The 16,423-nt window shown below is 74.6% G+C and carries 11 protein-coding genes; 1 reads left to right on the top strand and 10 read right to left on the bottom strand.

Annotated elements, in window-relative coordinates; translation table 11 throughout:
- Positions 1-433: 433 nt before the first annotated feature.
- Positions 434-928 carry a MarR family winged helix-turn-helix transcriptional regulator gene (locus GA0115242_RS15750; protein ID WP_093828836.1) on the bottom strand — a complete coding sequence of 165 codons (495 nt, stop codon included), beginning with the start codon at positions 926-928 and terminating at the stop codon, positions 434-436.
- A 121-nt stretch (positions 929-1,049) separates the two neighbouring features.
- Between GA0115242_RS15750 and GA0115242_RS15745 the strand changes: the two genes are divergently transcribed.
- Positions 1,050-1,463 (top strand): organic hydroperoxide resistance protein, encoded by a 414-nt coding sequence (locus tag GA0115242_RS15745; RefSeq protein WP_093828834.1) that lies wholly within the window; start codon positions 1,050-1,052, stop codon positions 1,461-1,463.
- Here GA0115242_RS15745 and GA0115242_RS15740 read toward each other — a convergent pair.
- From GA0115242_RS15740 to GA0115242_RS15700, 9 genes are all read right to left on the bottom strand, one after another.
- Positions 1,453-3,195 carry a hypothetical protein gene (locus GA0115242_RS15740; protein WP_093828832.1) on the bottom strand — a complete coding sequence of 581 codons (1,743 nt, stop codon included), beginning with the start codon at positions 3,193-3,195 and terminating at the stop codon, positions 1,453-1,455. The two genes, GA0115242_RS15745 and GA0115242_RS15740, sit on opposite strands and share 11 nt — an antisense overlap.
- A gap of 99 nt (positions 3,196-3,294) precedes the next feature.
- Complete coding sequence (locus tag GA0115242_RS15735; protein WP_093828830.1) at positions 3,295-4,572, bottom strand: hypothetical protein; 1,278 nt, start codon at positions 4,570-4,572, stop codon at positions 3,295-3,297.
- Positions 4,569-6,785, bottom strand: coding sequence for a bifunctional glycosyltransferase/CDP-glycerol:glycerophosphate glycerophosphotransferase (locus GA0115242_RS15730; protein ID WP_093828828.1), 2,217 nt, complete (start codon positions 6,783-6,785; stop codon positions 4,569-4,571). The genes GA0115242_RS15735 and GA0115242_RS15730 overlap by 4 nt, the downstream gene beginning before the upstream one ends.
- Positions 6,786-6,792: 7 nt before the next feature.
- A complete protein-coding gene (locus GA0115242_RS15725; RefSeq protein ID WP_093828826.1) occupies positions 6,793-9,000 on the bottom strand; it encodes a CDP-glycerol:glycerophosphate glycerophosphotransferase in 2,208 nt (735 codons plus the stop codon).
- Positions 9,001-9,190: 190 nt separating this feature from the next.
- Positions 9,191-11,452, bottom strand: coding sequence for a bifunctional glycosyltransferase/CDP-glycerol:glycerophosphate glycerophosphotransferase (locus tag GA0115242_RS15720; protein WP_093828824.1), 2,262 nt, complete (start codon positions 11,450-11,452; stop codon positions 9,191-9,193).
- 171 nt (positions 11,453-11,623) lie between these two features.
- Positions 11,624-12,505 carry a carbohydrate ABC transporter permease gene (locus GA0115242_RS15715; RefSeq protein WP_093828822.1) on the bottom strand — a complete coding sequence of 294 codons (882 nt, stop codon included), beginning with the start codon at positions 12,503-12,505 and terminating at the stop codon, positions 11,624-11,626.
- A complete protein-coding gene (locus tag GA0115242_RS15710; RefSeq protein WP_093828820.1) occupies positions 12,502-13,851 on the bottom strand; it encodes a carbohydrate ABC transporter permease in 1,350 nt (449 codons plus the stop codon). The genes GA0115242_RS15715 and GA0115242_RS15710 overlap by 4 nt, the downstream gene beginning before the upstream one ends.
- A complete protein-coding gene (locus GA0115242_RS15705; RefSeq protein ID WP_093828818.1) occupies positions 13,851-15,227 on the bottom strand; it encodes an ABC transporter substrate-binding protein in 1,377 nt (458 codons plus the stop codon). Before GA0115242_RS15705 ends, GA0115242_RS15710 begins: the two co-directional genes overlap by 1 nt.
- 205 nt (positions 15,228-15,432) lie before the next feature.
- Positions 15,433-16,423: FtsK/SpoIIIE domain-containing protein (locus GA0115242_RS15700; RefSeq protein ID WP_256089447.1), on the bottom strand; the 991-nt coding region annotated here is incomplete at its 5' end.

Raw genomic sequence — 16,423 nt, 5'->3', positions numbered from 1 at the left:
GCCGGTGCTGTTCCTGCCCGCGATCGGGCGGCGCGCGGCGCTGGCCTACCCGGCGGGGTTCGCGGCGGCGCGGGACGTCGCGCTGCGGGAGCCGGCGGCGCTGTCGGGGACGCTGTACGGGCGCGAGGTGGACGCCGTCGAACTGCGGCGCAGGCTCGCCGGGGCGCACCGGCTGTGGGTCGTCGCCGAGCGGTACGCCCTGCGGCCGGGGCCGCCCCCGGCCGACGCCGCCGAGCGGGCCAAACTGGCGCTGCTGCGGCGGGAGTTCACCCCGGCCGGACCCTCCCGCGCCCGGCCCCCGGTGGGGCGATCCTGCGCCTGTACGTGCGCAGGGGGGAGGGCACCACCGCACGCGGCGGCGGTCGGTGACACCCGGGAGCCCTGCTGGACCTCGCTGGGACGACGGACGGCGGGGATCGGGGGCGGGTCCGGCCTACGCGCCTGCGGAGCCCTGCTGGGGCGGGGGTGTCCGGTCCGGGTGTCGGGCCGCCTTGTCCAGGGCCGTCGTGAGGTCGTCGAGGCGGGTGCGCAGGTCGCGGATCTCGTCGACGTCGAAGCCGGTCGCGGCGGCGATGCGGCGCGGCACCTCCAGGGCGCGTTCGCGCAGCGCCGTGCCGTCCTCGGTGAGCCGCACCCGCACCGAGCGCTCGTCCAGGGTGGAGCGCTCGCGGTGGACGAGCCCGGCCGCCTCCAGGCGTTTGAGCAGCGGGGAGAGGGTGCCGGAGTCCAGGCGCAGATGGCCGCCGAGGTCCTTGACCGGCAGGTCGCCGTGCTCCCACAGCACCAGCAGCACCAGGTACTGGGGATAGGTGAGTCCGAGGTCCTTGAGGATCACCCGGTAGACGCCGCCGAAGGCGCGCGAGGCGGCGTTCAGGGAGAAGCAGATCTGCTGGTCGAGGCGGAGCCAGTCGGCGGTGGGCGTGGTCATGACGCCAGGATAGCCCCGGCGCGCTCTTTGGTTGTGTGCAATTTAATTGTGTGCTCTACTTATCTCGTGAGGCGGCGCCGACAGGAGCCGCCGGACACGACTTCGAGAGGGATGGATCTCCATGGACGCGCTCTACACCGCCGTCGCCACCGCCACCCACGGCCGTGACGGCCGCGCCGTCTCCTCCGACGGCAAGATCGACCTCCAGCTCGCCCCGCCGGTGGAGATGGGCGGCAACGGACAGGGCACCAACCCGGAGCAGCTGTTCGCCGCCGGTTACGCGGCCTGCTTCGGCAGCGCCCTCGGCCTGGTGGGCCGTCAGGCCAAGGTGGACGTCACCGACGCCGCCGTGACCGCCGAGGTCGGTATCGGCAAGCAGGGCGAGGGCTTCGGCCTGAAGGTCACCCTGCGCGTCGAGCTGCCCGACACCGTGGACGAGGCCACCGGCCGCAAGCTGGTCGAGACCGCCCACCAGGTCTGCCCGTACTCCAACGCCACCCGCGGCAACATCGAGGTCGACCTCGTCATCGAGTAGTCCCGGGCCCGGACGGTCCGACCCGCGCCAGCACCTCGCCGGTCCGCCTGCTCCACGCCACCACCACCGCCTCCTCGGGCGCCCTGTGCCAGCGCGTCAGCAGCAGCCAGCGCACGTGGTAGCGGCGCACGACGGCGGCCCGGCGGGCGCGGGTCGAGTCCGGGGCGAGGTAGGCGCGGACGTCGGCGGCCCGCCGCTGCCGCTCCCGCTCGTCCAGCGAGGCGTCCGGCCAGGCCGGCGCGGCGAGGTCGGCGCCGTACCCGGCGAGCGAGTGGACGGCGTAGTAGCCGTCGGCGATCACCGTCTCGCCGGGCTCGATGTGCCGCGCGGCCCAGCCGTACGTCGGCCAGCGCGGCGGCTGCTCGAATCCGACCGGGTCGAGCGAGCGCGGCACCACCGCACCGGCCTGCACGGTCAGGAACCCGACGCACGCCCCGGCCGCCGCGAGCCACCCCAGCAGCCGCCGCCCGCCCGGCCACGGACGCGGCGCCGCCAGCTCCACGGCCAGCGCGAACTGGGCCGGGACCAGGGCGAGGCCCATGATCCGCCCGTAGGTGTAGTGCCCGCTGGCCCAGCCGTAGGCGACGACCAGGCAGTCGAGCAGGAACAGCAGCACCAGCGGATCGCGCACCCAGGCCCGGACCCGCCCCGCCAGGACCCGGACCCGGCCCGCCCGGACCTGATCCGCCCGCACCCGGCCCGTCCCGGCGTCACCGGTTGCGGCGTCGCCCGCCCGCGACCGTCCGCCCCGGACCCCGTCCGCGCCCGTAGCCGTTGCCGAGGGCGTGGCGCGGGCCGTGCGCGCGGCCCGCAGCCAGAGCGCAGGGAGGCCGAGCGCCGCCAGCCAGAAGTGGCCGCCGAGCCCGTCGTAGAGCCGCCGGTGCATGGCGTCCACGCTGGGGTCGCCCGCCAGCGCGAACACGTCGAAGTACGGCCAGGCGCCCGCCACCAGCAGCGCCACCGCGCCGGTCAGCGCCCAGCGCCCCAGCACCTCCGGGCTCCAGCCGCGCTGCCACCCCGCGACGAAGGCCACCGCGCCCAGCACCGCCGCCACCGAGGTGATCGGGTGGATCAGCAGGATCAGCCCGTACAGCGCACCGAGGCCCGCGTACCCGGCCAGGTTCGGCAGTCCGCTGGGGCCGACGTAGCGGACCCGGCCGGTGTTGCGGGCGCGCGCGCCGGTCAGCGCCCACGCCCAGAAGGTCAGGCCGATCGCGAAGGTGGACGGGTAGCCGAGGTTGCCCGCCATCGACATCAGGCCGAGGTAGCCGCTCCACCAGGCCCGCTCCGTGCCCCACAGCAGGGTCATCGCGGCCAGTGCCAGGACCGGCGCCCACGCCCGGTCCGTCAGCGCCCGCACCAGGCGGCCGATGCCGGTCAGCAGGACCACCAGGTTCAGCGGGCCCGCCAGGCGCAGCACCTCCCAGCCCGCCAGCCCGGTCAGCCGGGCGAAGACGCCCTCGGCCACCGCGTACGGCGAGTAGTAGGGGCTGCCCGCGCCCGGCAGGTCGGCCATCGGGTGGCGCGGGTGGAGGAGGGACTCCTTGAGGCGTTCGACGACGGCCGCGTGCTGACCGGCGTCGCAGCACAGCGGCACCCGCCAGTACGCCAGCGACATCACCAGCCAGAACAGGAAGCCGAAGACCTGGAACGGCGTCGGACGCCAGATCCGGCCGCCGCGCAGCGCCGTCGCGCCACGCGTCGGGCGACGGACGGTGAGACCGGCGCTCACGGGGTCGAAAGGGGTGCTCGGAGCATTTGTCGTATGTTCCCGAGCCCGTCAACGGCATGGCGTTAGATCACCTTGTCGGGTGAACAGTCCGGCTGCCTTTCACCTCATCGAGTGAGCCGCCCGCTCCCCCTGGCCCTGCCCCGGCACCTTCACCCGGGTCCGCACCAGCGGTTCGAGGAGCAGCGGCACCCCGATCACCGGCAGCAGCCACGCCAGGACGATCAGCCGGTCGCCCCAGATCCCGATGTCCGGGTGCGCGGCCTGGGTGAGCACCCCGGTGAACGCCCCCGCCAGCAGGAACACCCCGAACGCGGGCCGCCGCGCGGCACCCCACGCGCCCGCCGCCAGCGTCGCCGCGAAGACCGGCTCCCACGCCTGACGGCGCAGCCACTCCACCCAGAAGTTCAGCTGGAGGTGGAAGAACTCCTGCCACGGGTGGGCGCGGTCCGGACGGCCGAAGTGCCCGGTGAGCAGGTCCTGGAGGCTCTCCGACTCGGACGGGTAGTGCAGCAGCCGCGCCAGCAGCAGCGTGCCGCAGGCCGCGCCGAACCCGATCCCGGTCACCGCCACCACCCCCCGCCCAGGCCACCGGCCGCGCCGCCGTCGCCGCAGGGCGATCGCCGTGCCCGCCACGGCCAGGCAGCCGCCGAGGAACAGCGACTGCGAGTGCTTCACCGCGAACAGCGCCAGCAGCGCGCCGCCGACCAGCGCCAGGCCCGCCCGCGGCCGGGTGCCCCGCAGGACCAGCGCGCAGCCCCACAGCGCGGCCAGGGTCAGCGTCAGCAGCAGCCCCTCGCTCATCGGGCGCATCGCCGTCGTCCCGCACGGCAGCAGGCAGAACAGCGCCTGCCCGGTCAGCGCCAGCGGCACCGGCACGCTCAACGCGCGCAGGATCAGGAACGCGAGGACACCGCCCGCGACCGTGACGACCACACCCGCGGCCCACAGCCCCCAGGTCACCCCGAACACCGCGAGGAACGGCACCAGGAACACCGGGTACCCGGGCCGCACCTCGAAGATCCGCTGGAACCGGTACGACGAGAACGGCACCGTGTACCCGCCGGTGTCCCCGGCCGCCAGCCGCCGCTCCACGCTCCGCCACTGCTCGGTGCGGCACTCGGCGCTCACCCGGGGCGCCGGGTCGGGCGCGTGGAAGCGCACCACGTCCACCAGCTGGTTGCGGTGCGCGATCGTCCCCGCGCCCGCGCACACGTAGTCGACGGTGGCCGCGGTCGCCGTCCGCACGTCGTCACCGCTCAGCCGCAGCGCGTACGACAGGTAGTTCTTGGTGTCGGGAGTGTCCCGGCCGGTGACGTTCGCGAGCTGGAGCACGGCGAAGACGGCGGCCAGGACCAGGACCCAGGTGCGCGGCCTCACGAGGAGGCGAGCAGATCGTCGTGGGCGGGCTGCGGGGACGGCACCCGCGACACCGGCGCCCGCGCCGCCTCGCCCAGCAGCAGCGTCCGCACCACCCGCTCGGCGGCCTGCCCGTCGTCGAAGCCGCAGAACCGCTCGCGGAACCGCGCCCGCAGCCGCGCCGACTCCTCGTCCCGCCAGCTCCCCGACGTCATCAGCCACGCCAGCTCCGCGGCGGAGCGCGAGACGTGTCCGGGCGGCTCGGCGGTGACGTCGAAGTAGAGGCCGCGGCTCGCGCCGTACGCGTCCAGGTCGTCGGCGTGCAGCACGATCGGCCGGTCGAGCAGGGCGTAGTCGAACATCAGGGCCGAGTAGTCGGTGACCAGCAGGTCGGAGGCGAGCAGCACGTCCTCGACGTGCGGCTCGTCGGTGGCGTCCACCAGCACGCCCCGCCGGTGCAGCTCGGACAGCCCGAGACCGCGCGCGGGCCCGGTCGCCAGCGACGGGTGCAGCCGCACCACCAGGGTGTGCCCGGGGCCCAGGTCGGCGGCGAACCGGGCCAGGTCGAGCCGCTCCACGTGACCGCCCCTGCGGTACTCCCGGCGGGTCGGCGCGTACAGCACCGCGGTGTGCCCCTCCGGGACGCCCAGCCGGGCGCGGGCCGCCGCGATCCGCGCCGCGGGCGCCTCGACCAGGACGTCGTTGCGCGGGCTGCCGGTGCGGGCCGACCGGAAGTGGCAGGGGTAGGCCCGCTCCCAGACCAGCTCGGAGTGGAGGTTGGCGACCAAACTGTGGTCCCAGCGGTCGGCGCGGCGCAGCATCTGCGGCACGTCCACCCCGAGCCGGGCGCCCGGCTTCGCCAGCAGGTCCGCCCCCATGTACTTGAGCGGGGTGCCCTGATGGGTGTGGATGTGCACGGTGCCGGGCCGCTTGACCAGCGTGCCGGGCCAGTTGACGTTGTTGACGAAGAACCCGGCCCGCGCGGTGACCCTGCGGTACTCCGGGGTGTCCAGGACGACGCGTTCGACGTCCGGCGCCAGCAGCGCGGCCGTCTCCTCGTCGCGCACCACCCACACCCCCCGCCAACCCGGCGCGATCTCAAGCGCCTTGTGGTAGATCGCGCCCGGGTCGCCCAGCACGCCCCGGTGCGAGAACGCCGAGTACACCACCAGGCGCGGGTCGGGTGAGCGGCGGCCGGCGACCGCGGAGGCGGCGCGGGCCAGCCGGACGGACGCCGCCCGGCGCGGCCGCTGGGACCTGCGCCCCAGCTCCCGCACCCCGCGCGCCACCTGCCGCCGGGCCGCGTACCGCGGGTACCCGCCCTCCAGGACCCGCAGCGCGGGCGGGACGACGGCCCCCGCGGGACGGCGCGCGCGGAACATCTCGGCGGTGCGGCGGAAGAACTCGGCCTTGTCGGCGGGCGGCAGCCGGTCCGGCTTGGAGAGGATGTCCAGACAGTGCTCGCCCATCTTGGCGTGCAGGTACGGCAGCCAACTCGCCAGCTCGGGGCGGGAGTCGACGAAGTCGAAGACCCGGGTGTACTGGTCGTGGATGTCGAAGTGCTTGCGGCTGGTGGTGGAGAGGATGTTGCCCTGGCGGCGCTGGCGGTAGTCGAGGCAGATCCGGTCGAGGGTCGCGATCCGCTCCGCGCTGAGCAGCACCGGGAACGTCCACGGGGTGTCCTCGTAGTACCCGGGCGGGAAGGCGAAGCCGTGCGCGGCGACGAACTCCCGCCGGTACACCTTGTTCCACACCACCATCAACAGGTCGAGGATCTCCGGGCGTTCGGCGACCGTGAAGGTCGAGCCGGCGGCGTCCGCGAGCACCTGCGCGAGGACGTTGCGGCGGGTGCCGCCCCACCAGTAGGTGCGCGCGTAGTCGAAGACCAGCACGTCCGGGTCGCCGGTCTCGTCGAGCCGGTCGGCCATCGCGCGCAGCGCGCCGGGGGTGAGGGTGTCGTCGCTGTCCAGGAAGAACAGGAAGTCGCCGGTGGCGTGCGGCATCCCGGCGTTGCGGGCGCGGCCGAGGCCGACGTTCTCCGGCAGGTGCAGCACCCGCAGCCGGGAGTCGAGGGCGGCGTACTCGTCGAGGATCGCGCCGCAGCCGTCGGGGGAGCAGTCGTCGACGGCGATGACCTCGATGTCCCGGTACGACTGCCGCAGGACCGAGTCGAGGCACTCGCGCAGAAAGCCCTGCACCTTGAAGACGGGCAGGATGATGCTGAAGCGGGGCACTGCGGGGTCAGCTCCTTACGAGGGTGGCGGCGGGGGCCGGGACGCGTGCGGCGAGCGGGGTGATCGGCGGCAACGCCTCGGGCGGCTCGCCGAGGAAGACCCGGCGCACGACCCGCTCGGCGGCCCGCCCGTCGTCGAACTGGCAGAACCGCTCCCGGAACGCGGCCCGCGCCGCCGTCGCCCGCGGGCCCGCCCAGGAGCCGTCGCGAAAGACCCGCGCCAGCTCCTCGGGGGTGCGGGTGACCGGCCCGGGTGCCGCCGCCGTCAGGTCGAAGTAGACGCCCCGGGTCTCCTGGTAGACCTCCCAGTCGTCGGCGTACACGACGATCGGGCGGTCCAGGTTGGCGTAGTCGAACATGATCGACGAGTAGTCGGTGACCAGCGCGTCGGCGGCCAGGCACACGTCCTCGGAGGAGCGGTGCGCGGTGACGTCGATGACCCGGCCGTCGCCGCGCGCCCCGCCCCGGTCGTAGAAGTAGTGGGCGCGCAGCAGCACGACCACGTCGTCGCCCGCGGCCCGGCAGAACGCCTCCAGGTCGAGGCCGGGCTCGAAGCCGGTGTGGTGGTCGCGGTGGGTCGGCGCGTACAGCACCGCCGTCTTCCCCTCCGGCACGCCGAGTTCGCGCCGGACGCGGGCCACGTCGTCGGCGGTCGCCGTGTAGAAGACGTCGTTGCGCGGGTAGCCGTACTCCAGGTGCTCGTAGGAGCCGGGGAAGGCGCGGTCCCAGGTCTCGGTGGAGTGCCGGTTGGCGGAGAGGTTGTAGTCCCAGCGGTCCACCCGGCCCAGCAGCTTGGTGAAGCTGCCGGTGGCGGCGGCCACCACCGGGTACGTCGACTGGTCGACGCCCATCCGCTTCAGCGGCGTCCCGTGCTGGGTCTGGACGTGCACGCTGCCCGGCCTCTTGACGACGCCCTCCGCGAAGTTGGCGTTGTTCACCAGGTACTTGGCGCGGGCCAGCACCTCCCAGGCGCGGTGCGAGCCGATCACCGCGACCTCCACACCGGACGGCACCGACGCCACCGCCTCCGGCTCCACCAGGAACACCGACCGCAGCTGCGGGGCGAGTTCGCGGGCCTTGGCGTGGATCGCGGCCGGGTTGCACGCGTAACCGCGCCCCCAGTAGGCGCAGTACACGGCGAGATGCTCGTCCAGCGGGCGGCGCAGCGCGCGGGCGTACCGCAGCCGGGTGCGCAGCCCGCGCGGGCGCGGCAGCCGCTCCAGCGTCCCGGACACCGCCCGGTTGGCGCCGCGCAGCGCCCGGAAGCCCGCGTAGGAGCCACTGGCCAGCAGCCGGTGCTGGACGCCGAGGCTGCCGCCCGGGACGCGGTGCCCGGCCGGGCGGTGCGCCCGGTACAGCGCGCTCGCCCGGCGGAAGAAGGCCCGCCGCCGGGGGCCGAGCCGCCGCGGGTGGGCGGCCGTCTTCAGCACCAGCGCGAAGACCTGCTCGAAGAGCGGACCCGACCGGGCCGCGGGCAGCGCCTGTTCGGCCGCCGCGGTCAGCAACAGGTCGATCTGGTCGAGGAGTTCGAAGTGCGGGGCGTCCGGCAGGCCGAGCCGACCGCCCTGCCTGCGCACCAGGTGGCGCACCACGACCGCGCGCAGCACCGCCGCCCGCCCGGCCGCCAGCATGACCCGGCCGCCGAACGAGACGTCGGTGAAGTGGCCCTCGGCGAAGGCGAGTCGGTGTTCGGTGAGGAAGGCGCGGCGGTAGGCGGCGCTCCACGCCGGGAGCTGCACGCCGGTCAGCCGCGGCACCTCGTCCGGGGTGAAGGCTCCGGTCGGTGTCCTCGGCAGCAGCAGCGCGGCCGGGTTGCCCGCCTCGCCCTCCCACCAGGGGGCCCGCTCGTGCTCGAAGTGCAGGACGTCCACCTCGCCGCCGTCGGCGCACTCCCGCAGCCGGGCGTCCAGGGCCGCGAGCGCGCCCGGCACCAGGGTGTCGTCGCCGTCGAGGAACAGCAGATGGCTGCCGGTCGCCGCCCGCATCCCGGTGTTGCGCGCCCCGGCGAGACCTGCGGCCGGGGGCGAGTGCACCGGGGCCACCCGGGAGTCCCGCGCGGCGTACCCGGCGACCACCCCGGCCGCGGGCGCGTCGGGCGCGTCGCAGACCGGGATCAGCTCGAAGTCGCCGAAGGACTGCGCGAGGACCGAGTCCAGCGCCGTCGGCAGCCGGCCGGCCACCCCGTGGGACGGGACGATGATGCTGAAGCGGGGCATTCTGCTCTTTCTCTCGGTTTCTCTCGGCGGACCCCGGTCACCGGGGCCCACCGCGGCCGGGGGCGCGCGGACGCCGTCAGCGGGTCGCCGCCCGCCCCGGTCTGCCGACCGGACGCCAGGTCGGCGGGCGGCTCGGGGTCGGCCGCGACGGGCTGGAGGACATGCGGACTCCCGTGGGGGACAACGGCGTTCAGTGACTGTCGGGCACGGCCAGCGCACCGGTCGGGGCCGGGACGGTGGCCTGCGGGGCGCGGGCACGGCCCGCCGCGGCCGACGGCACCGGGCGGCGCTCGGCGAGCGGCAGCACCGGCACGGGCGCCGTCTCGCCGAGGACGACCCGGCGCACCACCCGCTCCGCGGCCCGCCCGTCGTCGAACGGGCAGAACCGCTCCCGGAACGCGGCCCGCGACCGGGCGGAGCGCGAGCCGTTCCAGTCGCCGGTGGCGAAGACGTCGATCAGCTCGTCCTCGCTGCGGGCGACCGCGCCCGGCGGGCAGGACCGCAGGTCGACGTAGGTGCCGCGGGCCGCCTCGAACGCCTCCTCGTCGGCGGTGTGCAGCACGATCGGACGGTCGAGGGCGGCGTAGTCGACCATCAGGGACGCGTAGTCGGTGACCAGCGCGTCCGACGCCAGGCACAGCTCCGCCACCCGCGGGTGGCCGCTCACGTCGATCACCCGGGGCCCGGCGGGGTCGGCCGGACCGCCGTCCCGTCCCGGCAGGCGGGCCAGCAGCGTGAAGCGCGGGCCGAGCCGCAGCGCGACCCGCTCCAGGTCGAGCGGCGAGCACTGGGTGCGCCGGTAGTCGCGGCGGGCGGGCGCGTACAGGATCGCCACCGCGTCCTCGGGGACGCCCAGCGAGGCGCGCAGCCGCGCCACGTCCGCCGGAGTCGCCCGCTGGAACACGTCGTTGCGGGGGCTGCCGAACTCCAGGGTGGTGTAGCGGCCCGGGTGGACCCGCTCCCAGACCAGGGTGGAGTGCCGGTTGCCGGAGACCAGGTAGTCCCAGCGGTCGACGTCGGCGAGGAGCGCCCCGAAGTCCGTGCCGCGGGCCGCCGCCGGGCGCTCCTGGAGGTCGAGGCCGGTGTGCGTGAGGGGGGTGCCGCGCCGGGTCTGCACCAGGACCTGGCCACGCCGCTTGACCAGCCGCGCGTCGAAGTGGCCGTTGCCCACCAGATAGGCGGACCGGGCCAGCGCCGTGAAGTAGGCCGCGCTGCCCGGGACGACCCGCGCGGTGGCCGGGGGGAGGGTGTGGTGGTGCTCGGGACGGGCCGCCCAGGTGGTGCGCACGTGCGGGGCGTGCGTGCGCACCGCCTCCTCCAGGGCGCCGGGCTGGCAGCCGTGGCCGTGCCCGCCGTCGGCCGTGAACAGGGCGCGGTCGGCGCGCAGCGGCAGCGCGCGCTGCACCCGGTAGTGCAGCCGCAGCGCCGCACCGCGCAGCGCGCGCAGCGAGGCGGCGCCGATCCCGCGCAGCCGCCTGCGCAGCGCGGCGGCCCACCGCAGGACCCGGAAGGTGCGGTGCAGCCCGCGTCTGACGAGGGTGTGCCGCAGCCGCGCGTACAGCGGCAGCGGCGCCCCCGGAACCCGGTAACGGCGGTAGTGGGTACGGGCCTTGCGCAGGAACGCGGCGCGGGCGTCGCGCGGCAGCCGGTCCCCGCGGGTGTACACGGTGAGCAGGTGGTCGACCATCCGCTGGAACAGCACCGGCCGCCAGCCGTCGAGTTCGGGCCGGGCGGCGACGAACGCGAAGACCCGGTCGTACTGGTCGAAGACGTCGAAGTGGGCCCGGTCGACGGTGCCCAGGATGTTGCCCGCGCGCCGTTGCCGGTAGTGCACGCACACCCGGTCGAGGGTCGCCACCGACCCCGCCGTCATCAGCACCGGGTAGGTCCACGGGGTGTCCTCGTAGAGGCCGGGCGGGAAGACGAACCCCTCGCGCAGCACGAACTCCCGCCGGTACGCCTTGTTCCAGGCCACCATCAGCAGCCGCAGCAGCCCCGGCCGGTCCGTCAGCCGGAACGGCGCGGGACCGGCCTCGGCGAGCTGGGCGGCGGCCTTGTTGCGGACCGTCTCGCCCGTCCAGTACAGCCGCGCGTAGTCGAAGACCAGCACGTCGGGCTCGTCGGTCTCCTTCAGCCGGTCGGCGACGGCGCGCAGCGCGTGCGGGGCCAGGGTGTCGTCGCCGTCGAGGAACAGCAGGTAGTCGCCGCACGCCAGTTCCATGCCCGCGTTGCGGGCCCGGCCGAGGCCCTGGTTCTCGGGCAGGCGCAGCGCCCGCACCCGGGGGTCCCTGGCCGCGAACTCCTCGATGACGGCGCCCACGCCGTCCGGTGAGCAGTCGTCGACCGCGATGACCTCCAGGTCCTGGTACGACTGCGACAGCACGGACTCCAGGCACGCGGGCAGATACGCCTGCACTTTGTACGCGGGGACGATGACACTGAACCTGGGCAAGGCACATCCATGGGTCGGCGGACGACAGGTCCGGACATCGACCGGACCTGGCCCGGCAACGGCCAAAGGAGTGACTTGGTTACGGCCGGTACGGCATACGGGGGACCGCGCGCGGCTCCGCAGGGGGGCGGGCACCGGCCGTCCCGCCCCCCGATTCCGCCGCTCGGGGCGCTACTTGACGGCGCCCGCCATCACGCCCGACACGAACTGCCGCTGGAACGCGAAGAACACGACCAGCGGCACCACCATCGACAGGAACGCGCCCGGCGCCAGGACCTCGATGTTGCTGCCGAACTGCCGTACCTGCTGCTGGAGCGCGACCGTCAGCGGCTGCGAACCGGAGTCCGAGAACACCAGGGCCACCAGCATGTCGTTCCACACCCACAGGAACTGGAAGATGCCCAGCGAGGCGAGCGCCGGGGCGCCCAGCGGCAGCACGACGGTGAGGAACAGCCGTGCCTCGCCCGCCCCGTCGAGCCGTGCCGCCTCCAGGAGTTCGCGGGGGATCTCCGCGAAAAAGTTCCGCAACAGGAAGATCGCGAACGGCAGTCCGAAGCCGACGTGGAAGAGGACCACCCCGATCACGTCACCGAAGATCCCGATCTTCCCGAACAGGTCGGAGAGCGGGATCAGCGCCACCTGCACCGGCACCACCAGCAGCGCGACCACCAGCAGGAACCAGCCGTCGCGGCCCCGGAAGTCCATCCAGGCGAAGGCGTATCCGGCCATCGCGCCGAACAGCACCACCAGCAGCGTCGCGGGCACCGTGATCCACACCGTGTTGAGCAGGGCGTGCGTGATCGCGTCCTTCTCCAGCAGCGACTGGTAGCTCCTGACGGTGAGTTGACCCGGCGCGGTGAACACCTTCCACCAGCCGGACGCCGCGATGTCCGCCGGATCGCGCAGCGACGACACCAGCAGCCCGAAGGTCGGCACCAGCCAGAACAGGGCGATGAGGACCAGGAAGACCCGCAGCGCCCCGCCCGCCGCCCTGCCCGCGACCCGGGAGGCGAGGGAGCGCGGGGCCCGTACGGTCGAGTCGAGTGCGGTCACGGCCGGCGCTCCCTCCGCAGACGGCGGATGTTGACGTACATCACCGGCGCCACCAGCACCAGCAGGACCACCCCGATCGCGCTGCCCACCCCGTAGTTGCCGCCGCCGCCGAACGACGACAGGAACAACTGGAGCGCCAGCACGTTCGCGTCGTCCTGGCTGGGCTGCGGCGCGATGATGTACACGAGGTCGAACACCTTCATCACGTTGATCATCAGCGTGACCAGGACGACGGTCAGGACCGGCGCGAGCAGCGGCACGGTGACCCGGCGGAAGACCTGCCACTCGTTCGCCCCGTCGACCCGGGCGGCCTCCAGGAGGTTGCGGTCGACGCCCGCGAGCCCGGCCGCGATCAGCACCATCGCGAACCCCGCCCACATCCACACGTAGCTGCCGATGATCGCCGGGGTCACCAGCGCGGGACCGAGCCAGTCGATGCCGCCGTAGGGCGCCGCGAAGTCGGCACCCGGCAGCCGGAGCCTGGCGCCGTCCGCCGACGCGGGCAGCGTGAAGGTGCCGTCGGCCGCGGTCCGCGCCGAGGCCACCGCGCGGCCGTCGCGCACCGCCTCCACCGTGACGCCCTTCAGCGCCCTCTCACCGGGGTCGATCCGCCCCTTGGTGCCCCCGCCGCCCGGCACGAAGTCCAGCCAGACCGTGCCGGTGACCCCGGGACCTGACGCCGCCCGCGCCTCCTCGGGGGCACCGGGCAGCCGGCCCGGCGCGATCCCCACCAGCGGCAGCAGCGCCGGGGTGCCCGCCCGCACGGTGCCCTTCGTCGTGAACGAGCCGCCGCCCGACGCCCGCAGATCGCTCACCGCCGCGTTCGGCCGGGCGTTCGGGTACACCGACGACGACACGAACGTGTCATGGACCGACCGGGCGACCGCATTCGCCACGCCCTGCGCCGGGTCCTGCTCGTACACCAGCCGGAAGATGATCCCCGCGGCCAGCATCGAGATCGCCATCGGCATGAAGACGACCAGCTTGAACGCCGTTCCCCAGCGCACCCGTTCGGTCAGCACCGCGAAGACCAGACCGAGCGCGGTGACCAGCGCGGGCGCCACCGCCACCCAGATCGCGGTGTTGCGGACGGCCGTCAGCGTCGCCCGGTCGCTGAAGACGTCGGCGTAGTTGCCGAGCCCCACGAAACCCGAACCGTCGGCGTCGTAGAGGCTGCGCCAGAGCGAGTACCCGATCGGGTAGACGACGAGGGCGCCCAGCAGCACCAGCGCGGGCAGCAGGAAGACCACCGCCCACCGCCGCCGGGTGCCGGTCACCCGCGCGCGGCGGTGCGGGGCGGGCGCGGGAGCGGCGCCCGCGCCCTCCGTGTGCGCCACCGACGCCATCAGCCGGAGCCGTACGCCTTGGCCGCGTCGGCCTCCAGCTTCTTCTGCGTGCCCGCGACGTCCCCGGGGTCGCGCAGGAAGTCCTGGAGGTCCTTCCACTCACCGATGCCCTGGGTGCCGCCGAACGCCGCGGGCGCCTGGTCGGACATGTCGAAGCGGAACCCGTCCCCGGCCGAGACCAGCGCCTTCGCGATGGTCCTGGTCACGTCGTCCTTGTACGCGGCCGGGTCCAGCGCCTTGTTCGGCGAGATGAACCCGCCCTGCGCCGCCCAGATCCGGGCCGCGTCCGCCGAGGCGAGGAACGTCAGCAGCGCCTGCGCGCCCTGCCCGCCCTTCAGCGCCACGGCGACGTCACCGCCGCTGACCACCGGTGCCTTCGCGCCGACCGCGGGGAACGGGAACACCTTGGCGTCCGTGCCCAGTTCGGCCTTGGTGTCGGCGTTGATGTTCGCCGTCACGAAGTCGCCCTCGTAGACCATCGCGGCCGGGGCGCCGCCGGAGAACACCTGGGTCACCGACTTCGGGAACTCCGTGTTCAGCGCGCCCTTGCGGCCGCCCGCCAGCAGGTCGTCCTTGCCCCACAGCTGCGCCAGCGTGGTCAGCGCGTCGGTGACCGAGGGGTCCGTCCACTTGATCTCGTGCGCGGCCAGCCGGTCGTACTTCTCGGGCCCCGCCTGCGACAGGTAGACGTTCTCGAACCAGTCGGTGAGCGTCCAGCCGTCCGCGCCGCCGACCGAGACGGCCGGGGAGCCGGAGTCCGACAGGGTCTGCGCCGTGCTCAGGAAGTCCTTCCAGGTGGCCGGGGTGCCGCTGATCCCCGCCGCCTCGAACGCCTTGGTGTTGTACCAGATCAGCGACTTGTTCGCGGCCTTCGCGTAGATCCCGTACCGGGTGCCCTTCCAGGCGCCCAGCTCCTGCCAGCCCTTGGCGAAGTTCTTCTCCGACTGGGCCCGCGCGGCCGCCCCGAGCGGCTTCAGCCAGCCCTTCTGCGCGAACTGGTGCAACACACCGACCTGCGGCAGGAACGCGACGTCCGGCGGCTTGCCGCCCTCGATCCTGGTCCCGAGGAAGGTGGAGGTGTTGTTGCCGGTCGGCACGAAGTCGACCTTGGCGCCGGTGCGTTCGGTGAACGCGTCCAGGACCTTGGTGAAGTTCTCCTGCTCGGGTCCGGTCCAGACCGCCGCGACCTCCAGGGTCTGCCCCTTCAGGTCCGGGAGCCGTACCCCGCCCCCTGACGGCGCCGAACTCCCGCCCCTGTCACCGCTGTTGCCGTCGTTCCCGCCGCCGCACGCCGTGAGGACGACGGCTCCCGCCAGAAGGACGGCGGTCGTCGCGACCGCCCTGTGTGTCCGGTTCCTGCTGCCCGTACTGCGCATGTCTGCCCCGTTCTTCGAGCTTCGACGAACGTTCGAGCGCTGTCCCGTGCGCATGGTCCACGGGGACGGGGGGAGCGGCAAGGGCGTGGCCGCCGTCAAGTGCGCGATCGTGACCACGTCGTGACTCAGGGTGCGCGGAAGTGAGGCGTGCGACGCCCGGGACGGACCACGGGCCGCCGCCGAGCGCCCCGCGGCGCCACGGGCGCTACAGCAGGGACGGGACCTCGGTCGCCGCCACCTCCTTCGCCGCCCGCTCCAGCGCGCTCGCCAGCAGCGCCAGGTCCGTCGGCCCGTTGCCCAGCTCACGCACCGGGCGCCGGGTCGGCGGGTCGCCCATCCGGGGCCAGTCCAGCGCGACCACGGTGGGGCGCAGCGTCGCGGTGCGCGGGATGCGGCCCGTCACCCGGCCGCCCTGGAACGGCGTCGACCTGCCGTCCGGCAGAGTCAGCAGGCCCCGGCCGGGGGCGGGCGCGTCCGCACCGGTGCCGGGCGCGTCCAGCGTGACGCGCAGCGACGCCAGCCGGTACGGCTCCGTCTCCGCCGTGCGGCCGCCGGGACCCGCCGCCGCCACCAGGTGCACGCCGAGCCGCTCGCCCTCCCTGGCCACCGCCTCCAGCGCCCGCATCACCGACCCCGCGGCCGGACGGCCGGGCGAGCCGAGGGCGGGGGAGACCAGCGCGTCCAGATCGTCCACGACGACGACCAGACGCGGCAGCGACGGCTGCCGCTCGGGCTGCCGCCGGTGGGCCGCCGGACGCAGCCGTATCGTCGCGCTCGGCGCGGAGTCCAGGTCGGCGGCGCCCGACGCGGACTCGCGCGGGGCGACCACCCGGCCCGGCACCGCGCGGCCCGTGTGCCGGGACCCGAAGTCGCCGCGCCCCACCAGCTCCGCCCTGCGTTTCAGCTCCGCGCTCAGCGACTGCGCGAACTCCCGCATCCGCACCGGGTCGTTGGCGGTGAGGTGGGTCGTCACGTGCGGGACGTCCGTGCACACCCGCAGGCCGTCGCCGGGACCGCCGGACGCGCCCGTGCCGTCCCTGCCGTCGACCAGGACGACGCTCAGCCGGTCCGGGCGCTCGGCCGCCGCCAGCGAGGCGACCAGCGCCCGCAGCAGCTCGGTGCGCCCGCTGCCCGCCGGGCCCTCGACCAGCAGGTGCGGTCCGTCGGCCGCGAGGTCCGCGGTGACCGGGCCGCGC

The sequence above is a fragment of the Streptomyces sp. SolWspMP-5a-2 genome (genome assembly GCF_900091845.1).
Lineage (GTDB): Bacteria > Actinomycetota > Actinomycetes > Streptomycetales > Streptomycetaceae > Streptomyces > Streptomyces doudnae.
Note: the sequence above shows the minus strand (reverse complement) of the source record. Positions and strands in the feature narration are given on the sequence as shown.